This is a genomic window from Arthrobacter tecti (assembly GCF_054511355.1).
In genome coordinates, this window is sequence record NZ_JBTNCT010000003.1 from 148,707 (window position 1) to 171,795 (window position 23,089).

General features: G+C 61.4%; 25 protein-coding genes and 1 pseudogene. 11 read left to right on the forward strand and 15 right to left on the reverse strand.

Annotated elements, in window-relative coordinates; genetic code table 11:
- Window positions 1-9 precede the first annotated feature (9 nt).
- From ACX80C_RS05395 to ACX80C_RS05415, 5 genes are all read left to right on the forward strand, one after another.
- Window positions 10-1,698 (forward strand): GMC family oxidoreductase, encoded by a 1,689-nt coding sequence (locus ACX80C_RS05395; RefSeq protein WP_459325242.1) that lies wholly within the window; start codon window positions 10-12, stop codon window positions 1,696-1,698.
- Between the two features lie 13 nt (window positions 1,699-1,711).
- On the forward strand, window positions 1,712-2,419 hold the full coding sequence (locus ACX80C_RS05400) for a gluconate 2-dehydrogenase subunit 3 family protein (protein ID WP_459325244.1): 708 nt from the start codon (window positions 1,712-1,714) through the stop codon (window positions 2,417-2,419).
- Window positions 2,420-2,505: 86 nt separating this feature from the next.
- Window positions 2,506-3,279 (forward strand): cysteine hydrolase family protein, encoded by a 774-nt coding sequence (locus tag ACX80C_RS05405; protein ID WP_459325246.1) that lies wholly within the window; start codon window positions 2,506-2,508, stop codon window positions 3,277-3,279.
- Between the two features lie 133 nt (window positions 3,280-3,412).
- Window positions 3,413-4,450, forward strand: coding sequence for an aldo/keto reductase (locus tag ACX80C_RS05410; RefSeq protein ID WP_459325247.1), 1,038 nt, complete (start codon window positions 3,413-3,415; stop codon window positions 4,448-4,450).
- A 25-nt stretch (window positions 4,451-4,475) separates the two neighbouring features.
- Complete coding sequence (locus ACX80C_RS05415) at window positions 4,476-4,868, forward strand: GlcG/HbpS family heme-binding protein (protein WP_459325248.1); 393 nt, start codon at window positions 4,476-4,478, stop codon at window positions 4,866-4,868.
- A gap of 71 nt (window positions 4,869-4,939) precedes the next feature.
- Here ACX80C_RS05415 and ACX80C_RS05420 read toward each other — a convergent pair whose 3' ends face one another.
- A complete protein-coding gene (locus ACX80C_RS05420; protein WP_459325249.1) occupies window positions 4,940-6,016 on the reverse strand; it encodes a Gfo/Idh/MocA family protein in 1,077 nt (358 codons plus the stop codon).
- 413 nt (window positions 6,017-6,429) lie between these two features.
- Here ACX80C_RS05420 and ACX80C_RS05425 point away from each other — a divergent pair, with 413 nt between their 5' ends.
- The gene (locus tag ACX80C_RS05425; RefSeq protein WP_459325250.1) at window positions 6,430-7,497 is read left to right on the forward strand and encodes an ROK family protein; all 1,068 of its coding nucleotides are present in this window, start codon (window positions 6,430-6,432) and stop codon (window positions 7,495-7,497) included.
- Between the two features lie 290 nt (window positions 7,498-7,787).
- Here ACX80C_RS05425 and ACX80C_RS05430 read toward each other — a convergent pair.
- From ACX80C_RS05430 to ACX80C_RS05450, 5 genes and pseudogenes are all read right to left on the reverse strand, one after another.
- A pseudogene (locus ACX80C_RS05430) lies at window positions 7,788-7,859 on the reverse strand (hypothetical protein); the annotation flags it as partial.
- Window positions 7,825-8,274 (reverse strand): hypothetical protein, encoded by a 450-nt coding sequence (locus tag ACX80C_RS05435; protein WP_459325251.1) that lies wholly within the window; start codon window positions 8,272-8,274, stop codon window positions 7,825-7,827. The pseudogene ACX80C_RS05430 and the gene ACX80C_RS05435, both read right to left, overlap by 35 nt.
- The gene (locus ACX80C_RS05440; protein ID WP_459325253.1) at window positions 8,240-8,692 is read right to left on the reverse strand and encodes a uridine kinase family protein; all 453 of its coding nucleotides are present in this window, start codon (window positions 8,690-8,692) and stop codon (window positions 8,240-8,242) included. Before ACX80C_RS05440 ends, ACX80C_RS05435 begins: the two co-directional genes overlap by 35 nt.
- Window positions 8,693-8,715: 23 nt before the next feature.
- Entirely contained in the window at window positions 8,716-9,333 is a 618-nt protein-coding gene (locus ACX80C_RS05445) for a LysE family transporter (RefSeq protein WP_459325255.1), read from the reverse strand.
- Entirely contained in the window at window positions 9,330-10,280 is a 951-nt protein-coding gene (locus ACX80C_RS05450; protein WP_459325256.1) for an NAD-dependent epimerase/dehydratase family protein, read from the reverse strand. Before ACX80C_RS05450 ends, ACX80C_RS05445 begins: the two co-directional genes overlap by 4 nt.
- Before the next feature lie 135 nt (window positions 10,281-10,415).
- Here ACX80C_RS05450 and ACX80C_RS05455 point away from each other — a divergent pair, with 135 nt between their 5' ends.
- The gene (locus ACX80C_RS05455; protein WP_459325257.1) at window positions 10,416-11,117 is read left to right on the forward strand and encodes a TetR/AcrR family transcriptional regulator; all 702 of its coding nucleotides are present in this window, start codon (window positions 10,416-10,418) and stop codon (window positions 11,115-11,117) included.
- A gap of 42 nt (window positions 11,118-11,159) precedes the next feature.
- Here the strand turns inward: ACX80C_RS05455 and ACX80C_RS05460 are convergent, their stop codons facing one another.
- On the reverse strand, window positions 11,160-11,558 hold the full coding sequence (locus ACX80C_RS05460) for a type II toxin-antitoxin system VapC family toxin (protein ID WP_459325258.1): 399 nt from the start codon (window positions 11,556-11,558) through the stop codon (window positions 11,160-11,162).
- Window positions 11,537-11,848 carry a type II toxin-antitoxin system Phd/YefM family antitoxin gene (locus ACX80C_RS05465; RefSeq protein ID WP_459325259.1) on the reverse strand — a complete coding sequence of 104 codons (312 nt, stop codon included), beginning with the start codon at window positions 11,846-11,848 and terminating at the stop codon, window positions 11,537-11,539. The genes ACX80C_RS05460 and ACX80C_RS05465 overlap by 22 nt, the downstream gene beginning before the upstream one ends.
- Before the next feature lie 162 nt (window positions 11,849-12,010).
- On the opposite strand from ACX80C_RS05465, the gene ACX80C_RS05470 reads away from it, so the two are divergent.
- Window positions 12,011-12,472, forward strand: coding sequence for a hypothetical protein (locus ACX80C_RS05470; protein ID WP_459325261.1), 462 nt, complete (start codon window positions 12,011-12,013; stop codon window positions 12,470-12,472).
- 70 nt (window positions 12,473-12,542) lie between these two features.
- On the opposite strand, the gene ACX80C_RS05475 is transcribed toward ACX80C_RS05470, so the two are convergent.
- From ACX80C_RS05475 to ACX80C_RS05490, 4 genes are all read right to left on the reverse strand, one after another.
- The gene (locus tag ACX80C_RS05475) at window positions 12,543-13,055 is read right to left on the reverse strand and encodes a low molecular weight protein-tyrosine-phosphatase (RefSeq protein WP_459325262.1); all 513 of its coding nucleotides are present in this window, start codon (window positions 13,053-13,055) and stop codon (window positions 12,543-12,545) included.
- 186 nt (window positions 13,056-13,241) lie between these two features.
- Window positions 13,242-14,843 carry a phytoene desaturase family protein gene (locus ACX80C_RS05480; RefSeq protein ID WP_459325263.1) on the reverse strand — a complete coding sequence of 534 codons (1,602 nt, stop codon included), beginning with the start codon at window positions 14,841-14,843 and terminating at the stop codon, window positions 13,242-13,244.
- A 250-nt stretch (window positions 14,844-15,093) separates the two neighbouring features.
- On the reverse strand, window positions 15,094-15,891 hold the full coding sequence (locus ACX80C_RS05485; RefSeq protein WP_459325265.1) for a methyltransferase domain-containing protein: 798 nt from the start codon (window positions 15,889-15,891) through the stop codon (window positions 15,094-15,096).
- A gap of 10 nt (window positions 15,892-15,901) precedes the next feature.
- The gene (locus ACX80C_RS05490) at window positions 15,902-16,375 is read right to left on the reverse strand and encodes a MarR family winged helix-turn-helix transcriptional regulator (RefSeq protein WP_459325266.1); all 474 of its coding nucleotides are present in this window, start codon (window positions 16,373-16,375) and stop codon (window positions 15,902-15,904) included.
- Window positions 16,376-16,467: 92 nt separating this feature from the next.
- Between ACX80C_RS05490 and ACX80C_RS05495 the strand changes: the two genes are divergently transcribed.
- From ACX80C_RS05495 to ACX80C_RS05505, 3 genes are all read left to right on the forward strand, one after another.
- Entirely contained in the window at window positions 16,468-18,624 is a 2,157-nt protein-coding gene (locus ACX80C_RS05495; RefSeq protein WP_459325267.1) for an MMPL family transporter, read from the forward strand.
- 101 nt (window positions 18,625-18,725) lie between these two features.
- Window positions 18,726-20,228 carry a DUF2515 family protein gene (locus tag ACX80C_RS05500; RefSeq protein WP_459325268.1) on the forward strand — a complete coding sequence of 501 codons (1,503 nt, stop codon included), beginning with the start codon at window positions 18,726-18,728 and terminating at the stop codon, window positions 20,226-20,228.
- 101 nt (window positions 20,229-20,329) lie between these two features.
- Complete coding sequence (locus ACX80C_RS05505; protein ID WP_459325269.1) at window positions 20,330-20,848, forward strand: hypothetical protein; 519 nt, start codon at window positions 20,330-20,332, stop codon at window positions 20,846-20,848.
- A gap of 66 nt (window positions 20,849-20,914) precedes the next feature.
- Here ACX80C_RS05505 and ACX80C_RS05510 read toward each other — a convergent pair whose 3' ends face one another.
- Genes ACX80C_RS05510 through ACX80C_RS05520 form a run of 3 tightly spaced genes read right to left on the reverse strand, consistent with a single transcriptional unit; the run spans window position 20,915 to window position 23,076 of the window.
- The gene (locus ACX80C_RS05510) at window positions 20,915-21,316 is read right to left on the reverse strand and encodes a hypothetical protein (RefSeq protein ID WP_459325270.1); all 402 of its coding nucleotides are present in this window, start codon (window positions 21,314-21,316) and stop codon (window positions 20,915-20,917) included.
- Complete coding sequence (locus tag ACX80C_RS05515; protein ID WP_459325272.1) at window positions 21,309-22,013, reverse strand: hypothetical protein; 705 nt, start codon at window positions 22,011-22,013, stop codon at window positions 21,309-21,311. The genes ACX80C_RS05510 and ACX80C_RS05515 overlap by 8 nt, the downstream gene beginning before the upstream one ends.
- Before the next feature lie 49 nt (window positions 22,014-22,062).
- A complete protein-coding gene (locus ACX80C_RS05520; protein WP_459325273.1) occupies window positions 22,063-23,076 on the reverse strand; it encodes a hypothetical protein in 1,014 nt (337 codons plus the stop codon).
- Between the last annotated feature and the right edge of the window lie 13 nt (window positions 23,077-23,089).

Genomic DNA, 23,089 nt, shown 5'->3' on the forward strand with positions numbered 1-23,089 from the left:
GTTCGCACCATGACGAGTAAGCGAATTAACGACGCAGTCGACGTCGTAATCGTCGGGCTGGGAGCTGGTGGCGGCCCGGCTGCCAAAGTTCTCAGCGAAGCAGGGTACAAAGTGGTCGGGTTCGACAAGGGCCCGTGGCTGCGCCCGCAGGAACACTACTCGGGCGACGAGCTGAAGTATCAAAACCGCAGCTATTTGTGGCCCGACGTCAACCTGATGCCACGCACGGTGCGGAGTGACGCCAACTCAGAGGCGAGAATATTCAACTTCTCTCCGGTTCCATCCAACGTGGGCGGCGGCACAAGTCACATGGCGGGTTGGACTCCCCGTCCCAGGGAGTCCGACTTCATCTTCCACTCTTTGCACGGCGACCTTGAGGGCGCAAGCCTGGCTGATTGGCCATTCCGGTACGAACATCTTGAGCCATACCTGACCAAGGTGGAGTGGAGTTACGGGATTTCTGGGCTGACGGGTGCCGAAAAGGGGGCCGGATTCCGCAGCAAGCCCTACCCCAGTGGTCCATTGCCTCCCACCAAATTCGGCAAGAAGTTCTATGAGGGTGCCAGCAAACTTGGTATCAACGCATTCCCATTGCCAATGTCGCACCTAACGGAGGGCAATGCACTTGGCCGGCCTGCGGTTAACCGGAGCAGCTTCTGGAACCAATACGGCGACCCGACACAGACCCGCTCCAGTGTTGCAACCACGTACATCCCCGAGGCGCTGGCAACAGGGAATTTCGAAGTGCGTGCGGACAGCTTTGTCAGGGAAGTGAAAGTTGGTAAGGACGGACGCGCCACAGGTGTGGTTTACATCGATACCGATGGCACGGAGGTAGAGCAGGATGCGACGGTTGTCATCCTTGCGCTCGGGGCAATCGAGTCCGCGCGGTTGATGCTCTTGTCGAAGTCAACGCAGTTCCCCAACGGTTTGGCGAACGAAACCGGACTGGTGGGCAAGAACGCCACCTTCCACGAGTACATTTTTGCCGTCGGATTGTTCGATAAGGATCTTGAGGAGCCACTGAACGGCTGGACCGGCAATTACCAAAGCGGCGGGTCCATGCACTTCTACGAGACGGATGAGAAGCGCGGGCACATTGGTGGCGGCATCATCGCCACTACGCAGATCGGCCAGCCAATCAACGCCATTATGCCCGGCCGGCCAACGTGGGGAAGCGCCATGAAGGACGCCGATAGGGATTACTTCAATCACTCCATGAAGATCGGCTTCATTCTCCAGGACATGCCACAGGAGACCAACATGGTTGACCTCGACCCGACGGTCAAAGACGCATGGGGTCTTCCGGTCGCCCGTATCACCAACAAACCACATGCAAACGACATAGCAATGAGCAAGTGGCAGATCGACAAGAATGTCGAAATCCTCGAGGCTGCAGGCGCGGCACGTACCATTCCGGTCTATCTCGGCGAGGAGTTCACAGGCAACGCCTGCCATCAGCAAGGCACGGTACGAATGGGTACCAACCCTGCTAAGTCGGTTCTCAACGAATGGGGTCAAGCTCATGCAGTAGACAACCTCTTTGTACTGGATGGAGCAGGATTCCCCACTGCGATGGGTGTCAATCCCACCCTAACCATCATGGCGCATTCCTGGCGTTGTGCCGATTACATCGCGGGTACCTACCTCAAAGGACGTTCAGAACGCTTGACGTTGTCCCCGATTAAGAACTCATAGAAAAGGAGATGAAATGATCTCGAAAGCCGATTGGGAGATCCTCCCGATCACCATCGATTCCAGTTCAGACGAAAAGTTGTTCTTCACCGATCATGAGTGGGAAACGATCGAAGCGGCTGCCTCCAGGATCATCCCCACGGACCACGATCCCGGCGCGCGTGAAGCGAGAGTCATTGTCTTTATCGACAGATACCTTTCCGGAATCGACTATCACTACGCCTCGGCTGACGGCAGCGGATTCCTGATGATGGCCGACAAAGACGCACGTGCCGCGCGGGCCCGTAACTCAGATATGCAGTTCCTTTATCGGGAAGGAATCAAGAAACTGGATGAATTGGCGCGCGAATTAAGGGCGGATTCGTTCAAGAATGCGACGGAAGATATCCAGGATGAAGTGCTTGAGCAAATGAGTGGCCAACCGAAGCCAGCGCCCGTCTCTCTGACATCCAAAGATGTGTATTATTCCCGGCTGCAGGGAAATACGGACGAAGGTAAACCCTTCTTCGAGACGCTTTGCTTCCATGTCCGCCAAGGATTCTATGCTGACCCGGTGTACGGCGGAAACAAGGACGGCATTGGATGGAAAGTAATCGGCTTCCCGGGTCCAAAAAGTTTGCGCGACACCATGGACGGTACTTACAGCACTGCGGATCATTTCGTCCAAGAACACGAGTGGGAGGAATTGCTGCTGGACTTCAAGCATCAGAAGGAGGACAGCTAGGTGAATTTCAAGTCAAGTCACATCAAGAAACAGTAATCAAAAGCTTTCGCGCCAAAGGTGTGCGGGCGAAATGAAAGGAATAACAAATGACTGCCTTTGAAGACAAACTCAACAAGTACGTTGATCGCTCTAACCGTTTTGTGCCTGAGACTATCAACCTGAATAGAACGGTCATTCATGCATTGGACATCCAGAACCTCTGCCTGCATCCGGACGGTGCCGACTACGTTGAAAGTGTTGGCGGTGCACCATCAGGACAGGAATCGCTTGTCCCGGCGAAGAAGATCCTCGACCTAGCACGGTCAAAGGGTATGAAGGTGACCTGGTCCTTGTGGGGTATGGATCCCAACGGCGCGGACCTGGGAATCTGGGGACTGAAGTACCCATCGTGGAAAAGCCCGGACTCCCCATTCAACCACGGAACGTGGAATGGTGCTCTATGCGACGGGTTCGAGCCACAGAAGGGTGAACCCGTCCTCAAGAAACATCGCAACAGCAGCTTTTACGGAACGGCGTTCAACGAGTACTTGACGCAGGATGATGCCGAGTACGTGGTGATCATAGGCTCCTCCACGGGAAACTGTGTTCCCACTACCGCGCGTGATGGTTTCGACCGCGGTTACAAAGTGATCGTGGTAGCTGACGCCGGGACTGCCATTCCAGTGCCCACGCCCGGTCAGAGCCGAAAGCAGGACGAAGACACTACGCCGGAAGGCTATGGACAGTACTGGGAGTCGCTCCGCAATATTCAGGCACAGTATGCAGAGGTGATGTCCAGTGATGAGTTCGCTGCGCTGATCGAGCGGTCATCTGCCGCCGGCGCCGAATCGACCCAGTTCGCTGGAGCGTCCGCACAGTAGCTGCAAGCCGCTTGGACGGGCCGCAATCGGTGCAACTTCACTGATAAACCGATTGCGGCCCTTCGGGGTTCCGCCCTTACCGCAGCCCACGGCCGGAACTCAGCCTTGCATTCGAAAAACAAAGGAACATTCCGTGGCGAATTATCGAATTAGCGACACTCGGGCGTTTGGCCGTGTTGGCTGGTCCACTACGCTCGGTGGATTTGGCTCGGTGGCCTTGGGAAACATGGGAAAGGAGGTCCCCACAAAAGATGCAAGGGCGCTGGTGCGTCACGCTTGGGACTCCGGGGTGCGTCTCTTCGACACTGCTCCAATGTATGGTCATGGCCTAGCTGAATACAGGCTGGCTGATGAGTTGATTGACAGGAACCGTGATGACTACGTATTGATTACGAAAGTCGGCCGTACTCTCCATCCGGCGGCGAAGGGTACGTTCGATTCGGCTCCTTGGCAGAACACTCCGGCCATGCGCATGGAGTATGACTATTCCTACGACGGCGTGATGAGGCAGGTGGAAGACAGTCTGCAACGGATGGCAACGGATCGCTTCGACGTGTTGCTGGTCCACGACGTCGACCGTTGGACGCACGGCACCGAACAACCCCGCCGCTTCCGAGAAGCAATCGACGGGGCATTCCAGGCCCTGTTGAAGCTGAGGAATGAAAAGGTGGTGGGCGCCATCGGCATCGGCGTGAATGAAGTCGATGTCTGCATTTCCACCGCGCGCGAAATTGACATTGACTGCCTGCTTATCGCCGGAACCTACAACATCCTGAACCAGCAAGCAAATGAAGAATTATTGCCGATGTGTGAATCACGAGGAATTGCCGTCATCAATGGCAGGGTCTTTGGTTCGGGCATCTTGGCAACCGGATCCACTCCGCGTGCACGTTTCGACTATGCGCCCGCCGACAAAGCCAAGTTGGATAGGGTTCGGGGTTTCGAGAATGTCTGCAGTTCACATTCAGTTCCCCTTGGGGCTGTCGCTCTTCAATTTGCCGCCGGCCACTCAGCCGTGGCGAATATTTGCCTCGGCGCAGGCAGCATACATCAACAGGAACAAAATTATCGCTGGCTTGAGCAGGATATCCCCAACGATTTGTGGTGTGAGCTCAAAGATTCAGGCCTGCTGGATTCCTCAGTACCCACCCCGGCTGGGCGACTCTTGTAACTTCCCACCGAAGATTGGATAGAAAATGATTAATGAGGCAAAAGACATTGCGGCAGCAGCTGAAGAGGCGGCTATCGCCACCGGAATCCGGGTTGTCGTAAGCGTTGTCGACGTGCACGGCAATCCGGTGTTGCTCCATCGGATGGATGGAGCGCCTCTCCACTCTCTTGAGATGGCATTCCGCAAGGCCTACACAGCGGCATCGTTCGCCGTCGAAACAGTGACCTTGACGGAGCTGACGCAACCTGGACAGTCGCTCTATGGTCTGGCGGTGAATTCTGGAAGTAAAATCATTCCATTCGGAGGAGGCGCTCCAATTGAGTTGAATGGCGGAAACAGGGTGGGCGTCGGAATTTCAGGAGGCACCACCGAGGAGGACATGCACGTTCTGAAGGTGGCGCTGGCATCCCACAGCTGACAGAAACAGAAAAAGGAAGCACCACCAAGCCGTTGGCCGGCGGTGGTGCTTCCTTTTTCTTACCGGTGCGGCTACCGAAAGAGGGCGGCCGATTGGATGCGCTCGAGCACTTTCACCACTTCAAGGGCATCTCTCGGATCAACAGGAGCCGGTCCCGTCCCCCGGACAGCTTCCGCCACTCCTTGATAGAACGCTGGGTAATTGCCGCGCTCTGTTGGCACGATCACAGGCGGTTGTACCCGCGGGGCAGCCGCGCCAAGTGTTCCCCAGGTCTCCTCGGGTTCCAAGCCGTACCCACTATCGGTGGGTTTCATTCCGGCGGTCAGCGCCGATTCCTGCCCGTCCAAACCGTAAGACACGTATGCGCCGCGCGTTCCGAGCACACGGAACCGAGGGCCCGGGATCGCGCCCAACCGGCTCATCCAAAGCCGGGAATGAACGCCAGACTCGTGGATGAGCTCAATCGAACTTACGTCGTCGTTGCCGCCGCCCTCACGCACCGTGCGAAGGTCAGCATGAACGTCCGCAACTGGACCAAAAAGCACGAGCGCTTGATCGATGAGGTGGCTGCCCAGGTCGAAAGTGACTCCCCCTCCTTGCGAGCTCGGCATGGTGTCCTGCCAGCGGCCCACTACATTCGGTGCCCAGTGTTCAAAGCTGGACTCAAACTGGTACACGTCGCCGAGTTCGCCGCCCGAGATGACCTTGTGGACCGTGAGGAAATCACCGTCCCATCTTCTGTTCTGGAAGACAATGAGGGGACGACCCATTTGCTCGGCCTTCTCAATCAACTGAAGTCCGTCGGATTCCGAAGGCGCAAATGGCTTATCAACGACGACAGCAAGCCCTGCATCTAGGGCGGCGAGTCCCTGTTCAAGATGGGTGTGTGGGGGCCCTGCGAGCACCAGAAGGTCCAGTTCGGAGAAGTGACTTTCAAGTTGGTTGGTCGACGCAACAATTTGAACGTTTGGGAAATCCGTCTTGGCATCCGCGGCGCGCTCTCGATTGCCGGTCACTATGAAGTCCAAGGAAAATTCCTTGTTTGATCCTATAAACGGGCAATGGAAGACCTTCCCCGCCAAGCCGTATCCGATGACGGCTGTCCGGATTCCTGCTGTCTGGCCTGAGTGGCTCTTGTGATTTGGCATAGTGGAAGACTACGCTGAAGGTATAATTTGTTCAAGGAAAAGACGAATTGATGGAGCGGTCACGGCGAGGCAAGCCTCGACCAGACTTCGGGTGTAGATAGGGTGACGTGTGGAACACTGCCAACCCGAGGGTCCGCAGTCCCGGCCGGCAGGAACGCCGGTCCCAAGAGTGTAGGCGGTTGGAAGATGGGCCATGCAGCACCGCAATGCCCTTATCGCAGCGAAAACTTTGATATGGAAACGCTATGTCCACTAATGAAACCGAAATTCTGAATAACCACTTTGTGGGGCTGACCGCCCCACGCTTGGGAAATAATCTCGATAGCGTGCGTCAACACAACCTGTCGACAATCCTTGAGCTGGTGCACCACTCGGGGTCAGTGCCCCGTTCCGAGCTAACGCGGAGAACTGGTTTGAATCGGTCCACCATCGCGGCGCTTGTCGGTGAGCTGTTGGACCTTGGATTGGTGATGGAGGCCAGCCCGAATTCGACTAGCCAGGTGGGTCGGCCGAGTTCCGTGGTGCGTCCCAGCGCAAACACTATTGCTATCGCGGTCAATCCAGAGCTGGACGCCGTCACTATCGGAATTGTCAGCTTGGGCGGAGTAGTGCGTAAGCGCATCCGATACGAGACCGAAAAGCCACCTAGTGCCCGCGAAGCGGTAAACCTCACCGCGGCCATCATCGAAGGAATGCGCAGCGGGCTTGATGCCGAAAGCCGCATTGCCGGTATCGGAATCGCGGTTCCCGGGCTTGTCCGTAGCCATGATGGGCTGGTCCGCCTCGCTCCGCATTTGGGCTGGACCAATGAACCAATGGCCGACATGCTTTCTGCTGCCACCGGGTGTCCGGTATGGGCCGCCAATGATGCGAGCCTCGGCGCTCTAGCCGAGCGGACGTTCGGCACTGGTAAAGGCATTGACGACATGATCTATCTCAATGGTGGTGCGAGCGGTATCGGCGGTGGCGTCATTTCTCAAGGCGCCGCGCTTGGCGGGGCAGCGGGCTTCGCCGGAGAACTCGGTCACTTGCGGGTAAGAACCGCAGGCACGCCGGACGCGGCAGGCCTGCACGGCACTCTGGAGTCTGAAGTGACCCGAGAGGCGTTGCTCAATGCGCTGGACATGGCATCGGCGGATGTGGACGAACTGGAGGAGGCGCTGCTGGCCTCGACGTCTCCCGAGGTTCGCGCAGTGGCTGAGCGCCAGTTGGACTTCCTGGGCACTGCTCTTGCAGGCGCCATCAATATACTCAATCCGCGCCTGATCATTCTGGGTGGCTTTCTGGGTTCGTTGTATGCGCTCGATCCGGGTCATCTTGACCGCGTGGTAGCCCGGGAAGCCCTTCCTGCCCCGTTGGAGAACGTGCAGATCTCCCGGCCGAAGCTTGGTGCTAATTTACTCATGGTCGGCGCCGCGGAACTCGCTTTTTCTGCCATTTTGGCTGACCCGGCCGGGTTCATGCAGGCACACTCCGCCTGACGGCGACGCGGTGCCGTCACGTTGCTGAACGCGCCCGTTGAGCTGATCAGCTGCCGACAATTCAAGCTACGTAAGATAGGTTTCCACGGTAACAAAGGTGAACCCCTGCTCGGTTCGACCATGGGCCGCCAAGCCGTCCAAGGCATGGATGTCGGCGATCCTTTACGCCGCCCGCCTGATCTTCGTGACGCATACAAGGGTGTCATCCGGTCGGTTCTGAACCGCGCGCAGCGGTCCCCGATCATTATGTTCTCGGTACGGTCCTTGGCGCTGGTCTGCAGTTCCTTCCGGAGTGCGGCGTCCTCGGCAGGATCGGTGCTGCGTACGCTAATGGGCTTGGCGCATGCACCCGCCGTGTCCAGCCTGAGAAAACGCTTCGGCGAGGTGCTCGCAACTGCGAACTGCAACCTGTCCGAAGCGGCCGCCGTCGTCGGCCAGGACCGAAAAGCGGCTCCGGTCCAGCGGGTCTTCCAGCGTGGAGCTGTCCAGCCAGGCGGCCGCGTTGGACGCCCCGTAGATGCCAGCGAACAGCTCGGCTCCGTCCGGGTAGGCGTCCACAGTCTCCACCTGCAGCGTGAGGCCACGCCGGGCGGCACGCTCCATCGACATCAAGGACTCACATTGCGGAAGGCCGGTCAGGGCAAGCCGCACGCGTTGCGGAAGTGAGTCTGCCGTGTGGCCGTGCACCAGGATGTCCGCACCAGCGGACGGATTGTCGGCGCGTAGCCACCGCTCCTCCTGGTCAGCCCAGCGCTGCCAGAAAAGGGGCGTAGGCATCGCCGTCGCGGGTCAGCGCGCTGGTGCGGCGGACGTCGTCGTCGGCGTCGATCCAGATCGCCACGTCCAGCAGGTTCCGTGCGGCAGCGCAGGAGGCGCCAACCCCTTCCACGATCACAATGTCTGCAGGGTGGGTAAGCCGGGTGTCGCCGTCGTCGTTCTTTGTCCAGTCCCAGGCCGGCCACTGCGCGGTAGCTCCGGACGCAAGGGGAGTGAGCACGGAACGGACGTAGCGGTCCATTCCATCGGCCAGCCCGTCCCAGCCCGGATAGAGGTCCTCAAGGTGGAAGAGGCTGACGCCGTGGTGTTCGCGCAACAGGGTGGCAAGCTCAACGGCCAGCGAGGTTTTGCCCGCACCGGAACGGCCGTCAACCGCGATGATGAGCGGGACGACGACCTGTGCAGGCGTGGGTAGCATGGGCGGCTTTTACTGGATGAATCTCAGGCGAAAGCCAGCATCACGCCGACCGCAATGAACAGCACGCCGAAGATCCGGTTGAGGATCTGCTGCCCGCGTGGCCCGCTGGTGAACCGGCTGAACGAGCGTGCGGCGGCGGCGAAGAACAGCCACATCACCAGCACATCGATGGCAATGACTGTTCCTGCGAGCACACCGTACTGTCCCAGCAAGGGTTCATCGAGCCGGATGAACTGAGGGATGAATGCAAGGAAGAAGACGATCGCCTTGGGGTTCAGGAGGTTGACCCAAAGCCCGCGACGGAACATGGATGCTGCGCCCTCCACGTAGAGCGGCCCTGCCTGCTCGGTGGGAATGGGCGGCTGCAGGAACTTCCGGATGCCCAGGTACACGAGGTATGCGGCACCCGTGTAGCGGATGACGTTGAACGCGATGGGAGAGCCTGCGACCAGCAGCCCGACGCCTGCCGCCACCACCGCGATATGGATCAGCAGCGCCGCCTGTTGGCCGAGAACGCCCCAGATCGAGCGGCGGAAACCCACGGTGAGCGAGTTGCTCATGGTGTTCACGGCCCCCGCTCCGGGAGTGAAGCTGATGAGTGCCTGCGCGCCAACCAGCGCAAGCCAAAGCGAAAGAGTCACTGAACAATCTTAGGGGTGGCTGCGCGGGCTGCTTTCCACCAGTCCACGGTCGCCGCGGCGCCCTCTGACAAAGGGGTGGGTTGTAGCCCGAGGAGCGCTACGCTGCGGGTCGAGTCCATAATGAACGGATCTTCGAACTGGTAGAGCATCTCCGCCAGTTCCCGCATGTCGACCGATACCGTGCCGAGCGCCCGTACCATCCAGCCCGGAATCGGCTTTATCCGCGGTTCCGGCACGCCAGCAGCACGCGCGTACTCTTGCGCAATCTCACGCTGGGTGGGAGCTGCGGTGGTGGGCGCGTGCAGTACCGAGTTCCACAGGTCCTCGCGCCGGGCTGCCGCGATCATCGCCGCCGCCAGATCCGGAACGTACGTGAATGAGTGCGGTGCATCAGCGTTTCCGACCGGCCGGATGGTCTGGCCCGCCAGTACCCGCGGAACAACACGCTCGCCCGCATGCGACATCCGTACCCGCGGACCATAGAAGTCCGATGCCACCACACTGACGGTCACCGCACCGGACTCATGGCGCGCCCTCAACAGCCTGGTCCGCACTCCGCGCTTACCTCCGGTAGCGGCGCGCGGTGAATCCTCGTCCATCACCTCGTCCGGCCTGCTGTACGAATACAGGCTTTCCGGAAAGACGACGACGGCGCCGGCATCCTTGGCCGCCTTCAGCACCACCTGCTCGGCTTTCGGGAGTTCGGCTTCCCACGCGGCAGTGCGATAGGCCGATCCGTGGATGCAGTGGAAGACGGCCTCGGCCCCGTTGAATGAACTCTGCAGTTGGCGCGGATCGGATACATCGAGTCGGACACGCTCGATCCCGGGCAGGTCCGGACCGCTGCCGGAGCGGGTGAGGATGCGCACACTGTTGCCCTCGGTTACCAGTTGCTCCGCCACCGTCCAGCCAACCGGGCCGGCCCCGGTCACCACGTAATTGCTCATTCTGATCGCTCCTGTTGTATGGGTATGAAACTGAGAGCACTGCTCTCCCAAATAGGATGGACCAGCTTGGTTTCCCTGTCAAGAGCGGTGCTCTCTAAAGTTGACGCCGCTCTCGATATCGGACAGCATGGGCTCATGGCGCCTACCCCTCGTGAACGCGCGCGAGCCCAGACCATGGAAGACATCATCAGCATCGGTCGTGCCCACCTTGCCGTCCACGGCGCCGCAGCGCTTTCTCTGCGTGCCATCGCCCGGGAGCTTGGACTCGTTTCATCAGCGGTGTACCGGTACGTGAAGAGTCGCGACGAACTCCTCACGTTGCTGGTGGTGGATGCCTATACAGAGCTTGGCGACGAGGTGGATGGCGCGGTCGGGCAGGTGCCGGACTTGGATCACGCCGCGAAGTTCCTTGCCCTGGCCAGGGCAGTGCGGGCCTGGGCGCTGCGGGAGCCGGCCTGCTATGCGCTGCTTTTCGGCAGCCCCGTGCCTGGATATCACGCACCCGCTGAGCAAACCACAGGGCCTGGCACACGCGTCATCAGGACACTGGTACGGATTTACGATGACGCCTACCGGTCCGGACGGAGGGCCACGGCGCCAACCGGTGGCCGGGAAGACGTGCACGGACCGTTGACTGCGGACCTCGCGGGCATCAGGGAGGAGATGGTGCTGGAGGCGGATGACGAGCACATTATGCGGGGAACCCTCGTCTGGGCCGCCCTTTTCGGCGTTGTCAGCTTCGAGGTTTTTGGGCAGTACGGCGCCGGCACTTTCTCGGATCCCGAGCAGCTGTTCGAGCAGCAGTTGCGGGTACTGCAGGGGGTTGCCGGGTTCTAGACGTTGACTCGAAGACTTCAGGGCAACAGGTGGGTATGACAGCTACCAAACGGTGCTCAAGGATTCGAACTCATGCATGGCATTGTCGCTCGTGATAACAGTGGCACCCTCGACCATTGCCTGCGCCGCGATCAGGCGGTCGAACGGATCTGCATTGTTCCATTCAAGCGAGGCCGCGGTAAGGGCGTGCTCGGCTGTGATGGGAATCGTCAGGGGAGCTACGCGCCGTACGTGATGCTCGTATCCGATGAATACTCTGTCCAGTCCCGGAAGCTTTCCTTTCCGGTGCTTGTGAGCGAGTTCGTAAGCTGTGGCTGCGGATGCAAGGAGCGTTTCATCCATACTGCTGATGATCTTGCGTGCCTTGCTGGACAGGGAGCGCGGGCTGGTCATCGCAAAAAGCAGAGCCTGCGAGTCGATCAGATAAGTGGTCGCTCCCATTCGGCCAACTCCTCCCTGGTCATCGGTTCAAAGGCACTCTCGGGTACGTCGAGCGGGCCGAGAAAGCCGAGCGTTCGTTTGAGGGGACGCTCCATCTTGACCAGCTTTGCCACAGGCCTCCCGCCACGGGCGATGATCACCTCGTCACCTCGTTCAACCATGTGTAGCAGCTCGGACAGCCTGGTTTTTGCCTCTTGAACGTTGTACTGGCCCATGTTGACCAAGTCTACTTGGTCAACCTCTACGGCATAAGGTTCGGGCCAATAGTCGAATCCATCGGATGTGGTCATGAAGTAACGGTATGTATGCCTAAGCTCTCATGACACGAATCATGCGGCTATGTGGAGAACTCTCCCGTTTTTGCGCTGTTGGGGAGGGGGAGTGCGTTCCTATGGCGGAAAGATCGTATTCATCGGGGCGTAGCGTCGGAGGATTCTGATAGGAATGAATTCATGGAGAAAGCACTTGCCCCTATCTTCGACGACGATGGTACAGAAATTAGTCGTGATGTGTATTGGGGTCAGAAAGAACTCGGAACTGCGCTAGGGACGACCCCGGTGTACGTCGGTAGGTTGCTGCGCCTCGTAGGACTGTTGCGGCACGAACCCAAAGAACCAACGGCCGAAGCGCTCGAGAGCGGTGCCGCAATTTACGTCACCGTCGATACTGCTGATGGACCGCACCGCTATCCAAGGTGGAAAAAGGAAGTGGTGCTGAAGGTTTTGAGCCAAGCGTTAGAGGAACATCCGAAGCCGGCATCAGGAGCCAATCAGGCGCGTGGTTCCGGGCTCGCTCAAGATCTGTCGCAAACGATGGAGTCCAGGGTCAATGAGCTCGAGCGTCGCGTTGAATCACTGGAACGGCAGCTGATGAGGGCATCACTAGCAATGTTGGGGGCGAGCCATAGTCCGTAACGCCTCCGCGTCGTCCTGGTTGGCATGCTCGCTGGTCTGCTCTGCTTAGCCAACCTCCGGTTTGAAAGGTTCAGCTGCTGGCTGCGTGGCCGCGCGCCAACTCTTCCAGGACGTACTTGACGATTCCCGGGATGGCGGCTGAAATTAGCTGCCAGGTCTCTTCGAAGTCAGCCTGATCGCCGTACCACGGGTCGTAAATTCCAAGTTCGGACAACGGAGTGCCCGCGCTCGACGGATCAAACTCACGCAACATCCGCACCCTGCCCCGGCTCTCGCCGTCGGGCGCTTCAAGCCGCAGGTCCTCGTAGTGGTCCACATCCAGAGCGAGGAGGAGGTCCCGCTGCGTGTACCAGGCGGGATCGAACTGCCGGGCACGATGCATTTCGCTTGCCAGCCCGAGCTCGGTCAGTTTCGCCGCGGCGCGCTCGTCGATGGGATTGCCGGCCTCCCAGCCGGTAGTGCCCGCGGAGTCCACAACGACGTCGTCGGCCAGTCCCGCCTCTTCGAATGCGCGGGTCAGCATGATCTCGGCCATGGGGGAGCGGCAAATATTCCCCGTGCAGACGGTGACGATGCGGTACATGCCTCAATCCTAGGGTTCCTGCATCACGCGATGGGAGATACGGCCGGACGATCCCTCGCGGCTTTGAATTCGAAGCGACCTGCTCGGACAGAGCGCACCAAGGAGAGGTTGAGACAATCCCCGGCACAATAGTGTGAAAGCCGCAGACAATCGAGCTTGACCAAACCCGGACAGAACGCTCCGAAGCTAATCCTCTTCGAGCAGAGCCATCGCAGCACTGTGTCCGCCCAGCCCGCTGACGCCGCCACCGCGCTGGGAACCCGCTCCACACAAAAGGATGCGCGGATGGTCTGTCGCGACGCCCCACCGTCGGGCGGGCGTGTCCAGTGGATCGTCGTCGTCGGCGAACGGCCACGAAAGCGGACCGTGGAAGATGTTGCCTCCGCTCAGGCCCAGCTCACGTTCGAGATCACGGGTGGTCTTCGTTTCGACGCACAGTTCGCCCGACGGTCCAGCGAGAATGCAGTCCTCAATCGGTTCCGCCAGCACACTGTTCAACGAGGAAAGCACCGCTTGCTGAAGCGCTGCCCGCTGCTCGTCGTGGTCGGCCTCCCGAATCAACCGGTGCGGTGTCTGCAGCGAGAAGACCGTCAAGGTCTGGGCGCCCGCTTCACGCAGTTCCGGCGACAGGATGGAAGGATCTGCCAACGAATGGCAGTAGATCTCGATCGGAAGCGGATCGGGGAACCGCCCGGATTCCGCTGTGCCGTAGGCTTCCTCCAGCTGGGAATACAGCTCGTTGATGTGAAACGTGCCGCCAAAGGCCTGTTCCGGAGTCACCTGCGGATCTTTCAACTGCGGCAACCGCGAGAGCAACATGTTCACCTTCACCTGGGCCCCCTCAGCGACAGGGTGCGACGACGGCGCGAAGCCCGCGGAATCCGGCCCGCCCATCAGCCGTCCCAGCACGGTAGGCGTCACATTCGCGAGCACATGTTCACCGCTGAGGCGCGACGATGCGCCGTCGGCCTGTTGGTAGTGCACGACGCCGTTGGGTGCCACCGCTGTGACCTCCGCCTGGGTGCGGATCACGACGCCGGCCTCCCGGGCAGCTTTTTCCAGCGCCCCGGAGACTGCCCCCATCCCGCCCACCGGAACGTCCCAGTCTCCGGTACCCCCACCGATCACGTGGTAAAGGAAGCACTTGTTCTGCTGCAGGTCCTCAGCGTGGGCGCGGGCGAAGGTGCTGATCAGCGCGTCGGTGAGCAGAACCCCGCGAACAAGGTCCTGCTGCACGAACCGCTCGATCACCTCCCCGATCGGGCGTTCGATGAAGTCCTCCCACACCGAGTCATCGCCTACGAGGGCCCGGGCTTCTGAACGGCGCAGCAGCGGTTCTGTGACGGTGGGCCACAGTTTCTCGGCCAGCAGGGAAGTGCACGCGTAGAACTCGGCGAACCCGCCGGCGTCGGCGTCCGCGCCGATGCGCCTGAAGCTCCTGCGGGTGGCACGCCGGTCCGTGTTGTCGATGAGCAGCCCGGCGTCCGATCCGGGCAGCGGTGTGTAGGAGGAGTAACGCCGCCGCACCAGCTCCAGGTCGAGCTGCAGATCCTCGATGATCCGGCGCGGCAGGAGGCTCACCAGGTAGGAATAACGCGACAATCGCGCTCCGGTTCCGGGGAACGCCTCGGCAGACACCGCTGCGCCGCCCACGTGGTCCTGGCGCTCAAGCACGACGACGGACCTGCCCGCGCGGGCCAGATACGTTGCCGCGACAAGGCCGTTGTGGCCACCGCCCACCACAACAATGTCGAAATGTTCGGAATCAACCGCCCTGGATCGGCTCATCCGCTCACACTACTAGCACGTCGCACCTACCCCGGACTCGTTCCGCTCGCCCTCAGGACCCCTCGGCGCCAGCACGTCGCACCTACCCCGGACTCGTTCCGCTCGCCCTCAGGACCCCTCGGCGCCAGCACGTCGCACCTACCCCGGACTCGTTCCGCTCGCCCTCAGGACCCCTCGGCGCCAGCACGTCGCACCTACCCCGGACTCGTTCCGCTCGCCCTCAGGACCCTCGGCGCTAGCTTGCCAGGTATTACACCCGTACGAGGATCTCCCCGCACGGAATGAGGAACCAACCGTCAGTTGATTCTCCCCAGCGCCGCCACCCCGCGGCCATCCGCTCCAGCGCCGCGCGGTCTGCCAGGCCACGATCGAGGGTCTGCTCCGCGAATGCCGAAATCAGCACCAGCTCGGCCCATGCTCCCGCATGCCAGCGCCGTCGCTCCGGGGTTGCGTACAACCAGTTCGACGACGATGCCTCCACGTCGGTCAGGCCTGCTTCGTGCGCCCAGGCCAGGAGGTGCCGTCCCGCGTTGGGCTCGGCGCGGTTGCTACGCGCGAGCCGCTGGTAGGTATCCATCCACTCGTCCAATTCCGGGGTGGGCGGGTACCAGGCCATCGCATGAAAGTCAGCCTCGCGAACGGCGATGACGCCGCCGGGCCGCGTGACCCGCCGCATTTCGCGCAGGGCCGCCACCGGGTCTGTCAGGTGCTGCAGTACCTGGTGTGCGTGAACAACGTCCACGGATTCGTCCGGCAGATCGAGGTCATAGACGTTGCCGGTGCGAAAGGACAGATTGTCAATCCCCGCGTAGGTTCTTTCCGCTTGCGCAACGACATCGGCGGAACGGTCCAAGCCAATCACGCGGCCGGGATCGAGGAGTGCCGCGAAGTCGGCCGTGATGCTGCCCGGACCGCAGCCGACGTCGAGCAGGTCCATACCGGAGGAAAGATGATCGAGCAGGTAGCCGGCGGAGTCAGCGGCCCGACGTGCGGCGTGGGCACTGGTGACGCTCGAGTGATGACCGTGGGAGTACACCTCGTCGCTCATGGAGATGAGGCTACTCCGGCGGCTGGCCGCTCGCCTGTTGACGCGCCTGGACGGTTGCGTCGGTGACCCTGCGCATCATCGCTCCCAGTAACTCGAGTTCATCCTGGGAGAAATCCTCGAGTGAAAGTTCAACGCTACGCGCCAGCGGTGAGAAGAGGGCGGACCCCGTGGCAAGGGCCTTCTCCGTCATCTCCAGGTGTACTTGCCGGCGGTCAACCGAACTGCGCGCCCGCCGTACGTGACCGGCACGGTCCAGCCTGTCGACCAGGGCCGTTGTGGCGGGCGAGCTGAGATTCAGCGCCTGCCGGAGCACCCCCGGTGTCACTGTCACGCCTGCCCTCGCGGCACCCATCATGATCCCGAGCGCGTTGAGGTCCGTGCGGTGCAGGGCATCGCGGGCGCTGACGGTGTCGACATAGCGGTCCGTCTCGACCGTGAACTGCTGCAGCAGCGCCATTAGCTCCGGTAGGGCAGTGGGGGACATCTCTCACCTTCTTTGTGTCCAGATTAGGACATGCACCAAATATCTCCATGATGGATATAGTTGTTTGTAGAGGTAAATTGAGAAGGGCTGACATGTTCAACAGGAAATGGGTGCGGGCGGTGCTGCCGGCGTTCGTCGTGGTGCTGTGGTTGATCGGAGCGGGCTTCGGCGGTCCGACGTTCGGCAAACTCGATGAGGTCAGCAGCAATGACCAGGCGTCCTTCCTGCCCGCGAGCGCCGAGTCCACAAAAGCGGGGCAGTTACAGGAGGCTTTCACCGACTCGGGGGCGGTTCCCGCCGTCGTCGTGGTCGAATCTGACACCCGGATCCCGCCGCAGGAACTAAGCCAGTATGAGGCGCTCGCCGATACTCTCGCGGAGACCCCGGGGCTGGAGGCTGCTGCCGAGGGCCAGCCGGCCGTCGTCGGGCCTATTCCTTCCGGGGACGGCCTTGCCGTCCAGTACGTGGCGTCAGTGTCCGGCGACGCCGAGCTGGGCGAAGTGGTCAGCGAACTTCGCGCTGTGCTTCAGGCTGAGCTGCCCGACGGCGCGAAGGGTTACGTCACGGGACCTGCCGGGTTCACCGCCGACCTCGTGAGCGCCTTCGGCGGCATCGACGGGATCCTGCTCGCTGTGGCTTTGGGTGCTGTCTTCCTGATCCTGTTGGCCGTGTACCGGTCGCTGGTGCTGCCGTTCCTGGTCCTGTTCACCTCGGTGTTTGCGCTCGCGACGTCGATTCTGCTGGTCTATGCCCTCGCCAGCTGGGGGTGGATCCAGCTCAGCGGCCAGAGCCAGGGCATCCTGTCGATCCTGGTGATCGGGGCAGCAACGGACTACGCCCTCCTGCTGGTGGCGCGCTTCCGTGAGGCCCTCACCGAATACGGCTCCAAATGGGATGCCATGAAGGTGGCGTACCGCGCTTCGGTGGAGCCTATTGTTGCCTCCGGTGCGACGGTGATCCTCGCGCTGTTGTGCCTGCTGTTCTCGGACCTGAATTCAAACCGGAGCCTGGGACCGATCACGGCCATCGGCATTGTCTTCTCGTTGCTGGCGGCGCTCTCGCTGCTCCCGGCGTTGCTGCTGCTCTTCGGCCGGTCCGCATTCTGGCCGCTACGGCCCAAAGCCGGCACTCACCCCGCTGAGGCGTATGCGGAAAATGCGACCGGGCTGGAGGGCCTTCGCGGCATCTGGCTCGGGGTTGCGCGGCTGATCTCGCGCCATGCCCGGCCGGTCTGGATAGCGTCCTTCCTGGTCCTGGCGGCGGGATCGCTCGGTTTGCTGCAATTGCAGGCCAACGGTGTGCCCCAGTCCTCGCTCATCCTGGCACCGTCCAACGCCGTGGACGGTCAGGAAGCGCTGGCCCGCCACTTCGACGCCGGCGCGGGAAGCCCCGTCACGATCGTTGCCCCGGACGGCTCCCAGGATGCCGCTCTGGAGGTCCTCGAGGCGCAGGAGGGCATCACCGAGGCGAGCGTGACCGCGGACCCTGCCGGCGCCGTCGTCGTACGCGATGGCAATGTGCTGCTGCGGGCGACGCTCGCTTACCAGGCCGACTCCGCCGAGGCCGAGAACGTGGTGCAGCAGCTCCGGACCAGCCTGGATGCGGTCAGCCCCGAGGCGCTGGTGGGCGGTGTGACTGCGGTGGCGCTCGATACGAACGTGACGGCGCAGGCGGACCTGGTGAAGATCATCCCGATTGTCCTCGCAGTCATCCTGGTGATTCTCATGCTGCTGCTCCGCTCGGTGCTCGCGCCGGTGCTGCTGATCGGGTCCGTGGTGCTGTCCTATGCAACGGCACTCGGTGTCTCGGCGCTCGTGTTCAACAACATCCTCGGGTTCGACGGCGCGGACGCGTCGGTTCCGCTGTTCGGGTTCGTGTTCCTGGTGGCCCTCGGCGTGGACTACAACATCTTCCTGATGACCCGGGTCCGGGAGGAATCGCTGCGGATCGGCACGCGGCCGGGCATCGTGCGCGGGCTGGGCGTCACCGGTGGGGTCATTACGTCCGCCGGGATTGTCCTCGCGGCGACCTTTGCGGCGCTCGGGGTCATCCCGATCCTGTTCCTCGCGCAGATCGCCTTCATTGTTGCGTTCGGGGTTCTGCTGGACACCGTCGTGGTGCGTTCGCTGCTGGTTCCGGCGTTGGCCTACGACGTGGGCCGCGCCATCTGGTGGCCCTCCAAGCTTGGGAAGAACGACGACGACGGCGCGCGGCATCGCGCGGACACCCTCGCGGACGTTTCTGGGTAGAGGTATCCATCGACAGCCCCGCCGGCCCGCACCTAGTGTGAATGAGGCAGCGCATCCGGCGCCGCACGGAAGTGCCCGATGGGGGCCGTACAGGAGATCACGTGGGTACCGGCGACGGAATGTTGGGCGCAAACCTTGAGCAGCTCGAACGGTTGGCTGCTGTCATGGGCAGCTCGGGCGACAATATCCGAACCACCACACAGCACTGCTCCTCGATCCTTCAGGGCGTGCCCTGGCACGGGCCAGACGCCGCGCGTTTCCGGGAGCGCTGGGCCACCTCGCTTGCGCCGCGGCTGGTGGGTATCGCCGAGGCGCTGGCGCTCGCCGGCAGGACGCTGGTTGAGCAGGCCGCCCAGCAGGCGGGAACAAGCGACGATGACGGCGGCGGCAGCGGATCCGGGTCGGCAGGCGACGGCGGGCTGACGCCGCAGGAAGCTGCCGCCCGGCAGGAGCTCGAATCCCGTCTTGCGGACATGACTCCCGAGGAGCGGGAGGAGTACCTTCAGTCTGAAGAGTTCCGCCAGTGGATGCAGGAGAATCCTGAAGCTGCCAAGGCGGCCCTCGACGCGGCGTTTGATAACGGGGACTTGGTGGCAGACTCGGAGGCCTATGAGAACTTCCTGATCAACTACTGGAACGACAACGCTATGCGTGAAGCGGGTATCGATTCGGCGGCGTGGCGCCCCGAACTTGGAACCGAAGCCAATGCGGAGACCATCACCGAGGTATACGAATACTACGGACGGCTCTTCCTTGAAAACCCGGACCTGCAGTGGGCGGGAATGGCGAACATGATTGGGCCCTCCTTCGCAGGCGGGTTCTATGACCTCGACCTGATGCGGGACACTGCGCAGGCGGCGGGTGATATCCCGGACGACATCCCAATGCCCGACGACGTTCGCGAACGTCTGGACCAATTGGCTTCACTTCCCGATTCCGAGCTGGAATTCTACGAAACCGAGCTGCTGTCCATGCAGAAGGAAATCTTCCTTGACCAGGCGATGATGCACCAGGCCTACACAGAGGGCGGAATGGAACAGATCGAGCGCCTGGTGGAAGCCGGTTCAATGACACCAACAATGGGGCAGGCCTGGGCGGACATCGACTCGAGAGACCCGGCTCGTATTAGTCGCGGTAACGAAGCGCTTCTCGACCGCGAGCAGAACGAGATCATCGTCGACAACTATCAGGCCATGCAGGACCGTCAGGTTACCGGTGACGTGGTCACTTGGGGTTTGAGTCTGGTGGGGGAGCCATCGATTCCGGGTGCCAGGAGTTACCCGGAGATTTTTCCGGTAGACGGTTCAATCGAATCCCCTGGGCCGGAAACCATCTTCGGTCGCGACAATCCGGTGCAGGGTAGCGTTGACTGGACTACCGGTCTTCCCGATGGAAACATCGCAAACCAGGCAGACCGCTGGGCGCTCATCCAGCAGGACACCCTGCCTGCCTATCAGGAACTGCTCCGAACCAATCCAGAGGAAGCTGCGCGGATCGTGGAATCGAACTTCAATGACAGGCTCCAGGCCAACCGGCCGATCAACAACATAGATGAGATCACCGCGCGGATACTTGCCGGATTCGACGTTGAGGTCAACCAGTGACGCCTTTGCGCTCAGTTCGGCAGCTTATGGTGCCGTTGCTCCTTGTATTCACCCTCGCCGCCTGCGGCGCATCCGACGCCTCCCCAGGAGAAGAAACGACAGTGAAACTGACAGCAGCAGGTTCCTCGCCCATGGACGAGGCCGGTATTGAGGCGATCAAGGAGTCGCGCACGGCGACCTTTGATCTAACTGACGGTGAGTTGACCAGGGCCGATATAGGACTCACTGCGGATGATATCGCTCCGATGATCGCGATGGACGAGTCTGAACCCATCGCTGTCACGATCAAGGGTGCCAATGGCGAAACAACTATCGAGACGCCTACCCTGAAACTGTTTACGGCTTCCGGGTGGGACACGATCGACTACCTGACGCTATTCCGCGTTTTCGAGGACGACCAGGCGCTGGTTGCCGAAGTGAACGCGTCTGTCGAGAAGTATGGGGTTGACCCTTCCAAAGTCGAAAATTGGACCTCGAACGTGGAATCCAGTCCGGAAGACGCGCACGGTACCAACTTCCCGATTGGTTCCAAGCTTGGCCCGGGCGTTCAGATGGAACTGCACTGGGACGAGGGGGAGCCGCGCAAGGTTCTCGTCTACACAATCACACCGGCTGGATGAAAAAGGTTCCCGCACGGACGCCTACGGTCGATTGCAGTGACGGTCTTGTGCACCCTCGGCTGTCGATCAGAGCGGGTCGGTACGCTGAGCCAGGCCAGGGACGTCGGTCGGTCGGCGATCGAACGGCGAGAATCCCATTCGCTGAGTGAATCTTCGCTCCCAGCGCATCCGCGCCACGCCGATGTACACAACGAACACGCTGCCACCGATGAAGAACACTCCCGCAAGTACTGTCATACCGGCGCTGGCGGTTGAAAAGGACAGAAGCGTGATTCCGATGATGCTCAGAACCAGGAGGACGCAGCCGCAGAGGAGTATTGCAAGCGGCGAGCGGAAGGGGAACTGCACACCGTCAACGTTGGATCGGCGCTGCACGGGGTCATCCCGATGTGCCCACGCAAAGGGTTCCTTGAGCTCTGCCGGAACGTAGGGGTTCCACTGGCGCGGCGTGAAGTATCGGCTATGCATGTGGAACTCCCGGCGGCGCAGCCTCAGCGGCTTTCGGCAGTTGCGTCAGATGCTCCAACAGGCTGAGCAGCTGTGCCGTGCTGACGGCGGTATCCCGATCCTGATCCCCCGGTTCCCTCACGGTCGCCACATCCCAGTTGCCGTCCTCACCGGCTCTCACGAACAGATTCGCCTCATCGTCGAGCGTGTGCGAGCGCAGGAAAACGACGCTCTCCGGGCTGCGGCTGATGGTGGTTTTGATCGACTCAAGTAGGAGCTCCGCGTCGGTCCGCTCTGGATTCCTCACCACCACGAACCACGAGCTGAGAGCCCTCGGCTGAAATAGCGCGGACATCTGCGGCGCCTGAAGGTAGAGGGCGAAGTCAAGGGAGTCGCCGCGGAATATCCCGAACTGGGTCCACCGCTGCGCTGAGGCAAGAAGGTAGCTGACGCCGTTGGCAAGCGCCGTCGGAAGGACCTGGTCGCCTTCTACCCGGATCAGCCCGCGAGCGAGGAGCGAAGAGGCGCCAGCTGCAATCAGCCCGGGAGAAGAGGCCTCGACGCCCACAGGCATCACCTCGCGGGTTTTGTCGGCGCTCTTTCCTTTCCCCAAGGACATCAAGTACGAAATCTCAGAGATGCCGAACCCGGTGACCGCGTCCTGATCCTGGTCCGTATCCCCTTCGACGGTCGGAACCCGCTCGGAGGAAGTTGTCATTGCAGTTGCCTTTCAGTCGCAACGTTCTCACGCTTCATACTAAGGATCTTTAGAAGGGCCACAGTGCTTCGCCGGCCGCTTCCAACCCGTCGCCGATCGCTTCGACCCCGTCGCTCACAGCTTCTCCGACGTCTTCAACCCGGTCCCCGGTCCACTCCCACGCAGTGCTGATTCCCGACTCGATCGAATCCCAATTGTCATAAACCAGTTGGCCGAGCGCCATGCCGCCGGCAGCAACTCCAAGAACGAGGTTCGCCGGTGGCGGCGTGAAAAGTGCCGCGGTTCCCAGGCCGGTAGTGATGGCGTTGTAAACGCCGCGATCATAATTGCCCTGGGCGAAATCGTTGATGGTGGTGATGCCGCCGAGCACAACCCCTGCGGGCCCAAGGAATTTACCGGCCGTGCCTAGGGGGCCGGTGAGCCAGCCGACTCTTCCCGCTAGACCGGCATCGGGGATGACGTTGCTCAGTCGTTGCACTTCATCCGCCCATCCGGCACCGCTGAGCAGCCCGTCCAGGCGGGTCAGGTTGCGGGCGCGGTCCGCGACCGTCAGTGCGTCCTGCAAAGTGTCGAAGCTGCCAGCGAGTTGTCCCATCGTTTGCAGTCGCGCGATGGCAACTGGCAGGGCGGCAAGCCCGAGAGCCCCGTTGGCTAGATTGATTCCGTTCCAGATCGCATTCAGTGATCCGAGCAGTGGCGCGCCGGATGAATCGTCCGACGAGCCTTGTTCTGTCGGGTTTCCCGGCGCTCCGGAGGACCCCCCGGGGCCGCCCGTCGTCGTACCCGTATCGGATCCGCTGGTGCGCTCCTGCTCGTCGGCGTTCCGGCGGAGGTCGCGGGCAGCGGTGCTGAGCAGGGTCTGGGTGCTGAGCAGCCGCGTTCGGTGTCCGTTGTTCCATTCAGTCCGGAAACGGTCGGCGTCGTCGCCGCCCCAATAACCGGGCTGATTCACGCGGGCCGTCACAACACCCGCAAGCGTGTGAATGCGCTCCTGGGCGTCCTCAAAGTGCATCGCCAGGACGCGCAATTGCGCTACGTTCGCACCAACTATCTCGCCGGCCATATCCCACCCTCCA

Bases quoted from the DNA above. Each gene is read 5' to 3' on its own strand.
- ACX80C_RS05395 (WP_459325242.1), top strand. From the start codon at position 10: ATGACGAGTAAGCGAATTAACGACGCAGTCGACGTCGTAATCGTCGGG.
- ACX80C_RS05400 (WP_459325244.1), top strand. From the start codon at position 1,712: ATGATCTCGAAAGCCGATTGGGAGATCCTCCCGATCACCATCGATTCC.
- ACX80C_RS05405 (WP_459325246.1), top strand. From the start codon at position 2,506: ATGACTGCCTTTGAAGACAAACTCAACAAGTACGTTGATCGCTCTAAC.
- ACX80C_RS05415 (WP_459325248.1), top strand. From the start codon at position 4,476: ATGATTAATGAGGCAAAAGACATTGCGGCAGCAGCTGAAGAGGCGGCT.
- ACX80C_RS05420 (WP_459325249.1), bottom strand. From the start codon at position 6,016: ATGCCAAATCACAAGAGCCACTCAGGCCAGACAGCAGGAATCCGGACA.
- ACX80C_RS05435 (WP_459325251.1), bottom strand. From the start codon at position 8,274: ATGCCTACGCCCCTTTTCTGGCAGCGCTGGGCTGACCAGGAGGAGCGG.
- ACX80C_RS05440 (WP_459325253.1), bottom strand. From the start codon at position 8,692: ATGCTACCCACGCCTGCACAGGTCGTCGTCCCGCTCATCATCGCGGTT.
- ACX80C_RS05450 (WP_459325256.1), bottom strand. From the start codon at position 10,280: ATGAGCAATTACGTGGTGACCGGGGCCGGCCCGGTTGGCTGGACGGTG.
- ACX80C_RS05455 (WP_459325257.1), top strand. From the start codon at position 10,416: ATGGCGCCTACCCCTCGTGAACGCGCGCGAGCCCAGACCATGGAAGAC.
- ACX80C_RS05460 (WP_459325258.1), bottom strand. From the start codon at position 11,558: ATGGGAGCGACCACTTATCTGATCGACTCGCAGGCTCTGCTTTTTGCG.
- ACX80C_RS05465 (WP_459325259.1), bottom strand. From the start codon at position 11,848: ATGACCACATCCGATGGATTCGACTATTGGCCCGAACCTTATGCCGTA.
- ACX80C_RS05470 (WP_459325261.1), top strand. From the start codon at position 12,011: ATGGAGAAAGCACTTGCCCCTATCTTCGACGACGATGGTACAGAAATT.
- ACX80C_RS05475 (WP_459325262.1), bottom strand. From the start codon at position 13,055: ATGTACCGCATCGTCACCGTCTGCACGGGGAATATTTGCCGCTCCCCC.
- ACX80C_RS05480 (WP_459325263.1), bottom strand. From the start codon at position 14,843: ATGAGCCGATCCAGGGCGGTTGATTCCGAACATTTCGACATTGTTGTG.
- ACX80C_RS05485 (WP_459325265.1), bottom strand. From the start codon at position 15,891: ATGAGCGACGAGGTGTACTCCCACGGTCATCACTCGAGCGTCACCAGT.
- ACX80C_RS05490 (WP_459325266.1), bottom strand. From the start codon at position 16,375: ATGTCCCCCACTGCCCTACCGGAGCTAATGGCGCTGCTGCAGCAGTTC.
- ACX80C_RS05495 (WP_459325267.1), top strand. From the start codon at position 16,468: ATGTTCAACAGGAAATGGGTGCGGGCGGTGCTGCCGGCGTTCGTCGTG.
- ACX80C_RS05510 (WP_459325270.1), bottom strand. From the start codon at position 21,316: ATGCATAGCCGATACTTCACGCCGCGCCAGTGGAACCCCTACGTTCCG.
- ACX80C_RS05515 (WP_459325272.1), bottom strand. From the start codon at position 22,013: ATGACAACTTCCTCCGAGCGGGTTCCGACCGTCGAAGGGGATACGGAC.
- ACX80C_RS05520 (WP_459325273.1), bottom strand. From the start codon at position 23,076: ATGGCCGGCGAGATAGTTGGTGCGAACGTAGCGCAATTGCGCGTCCTG.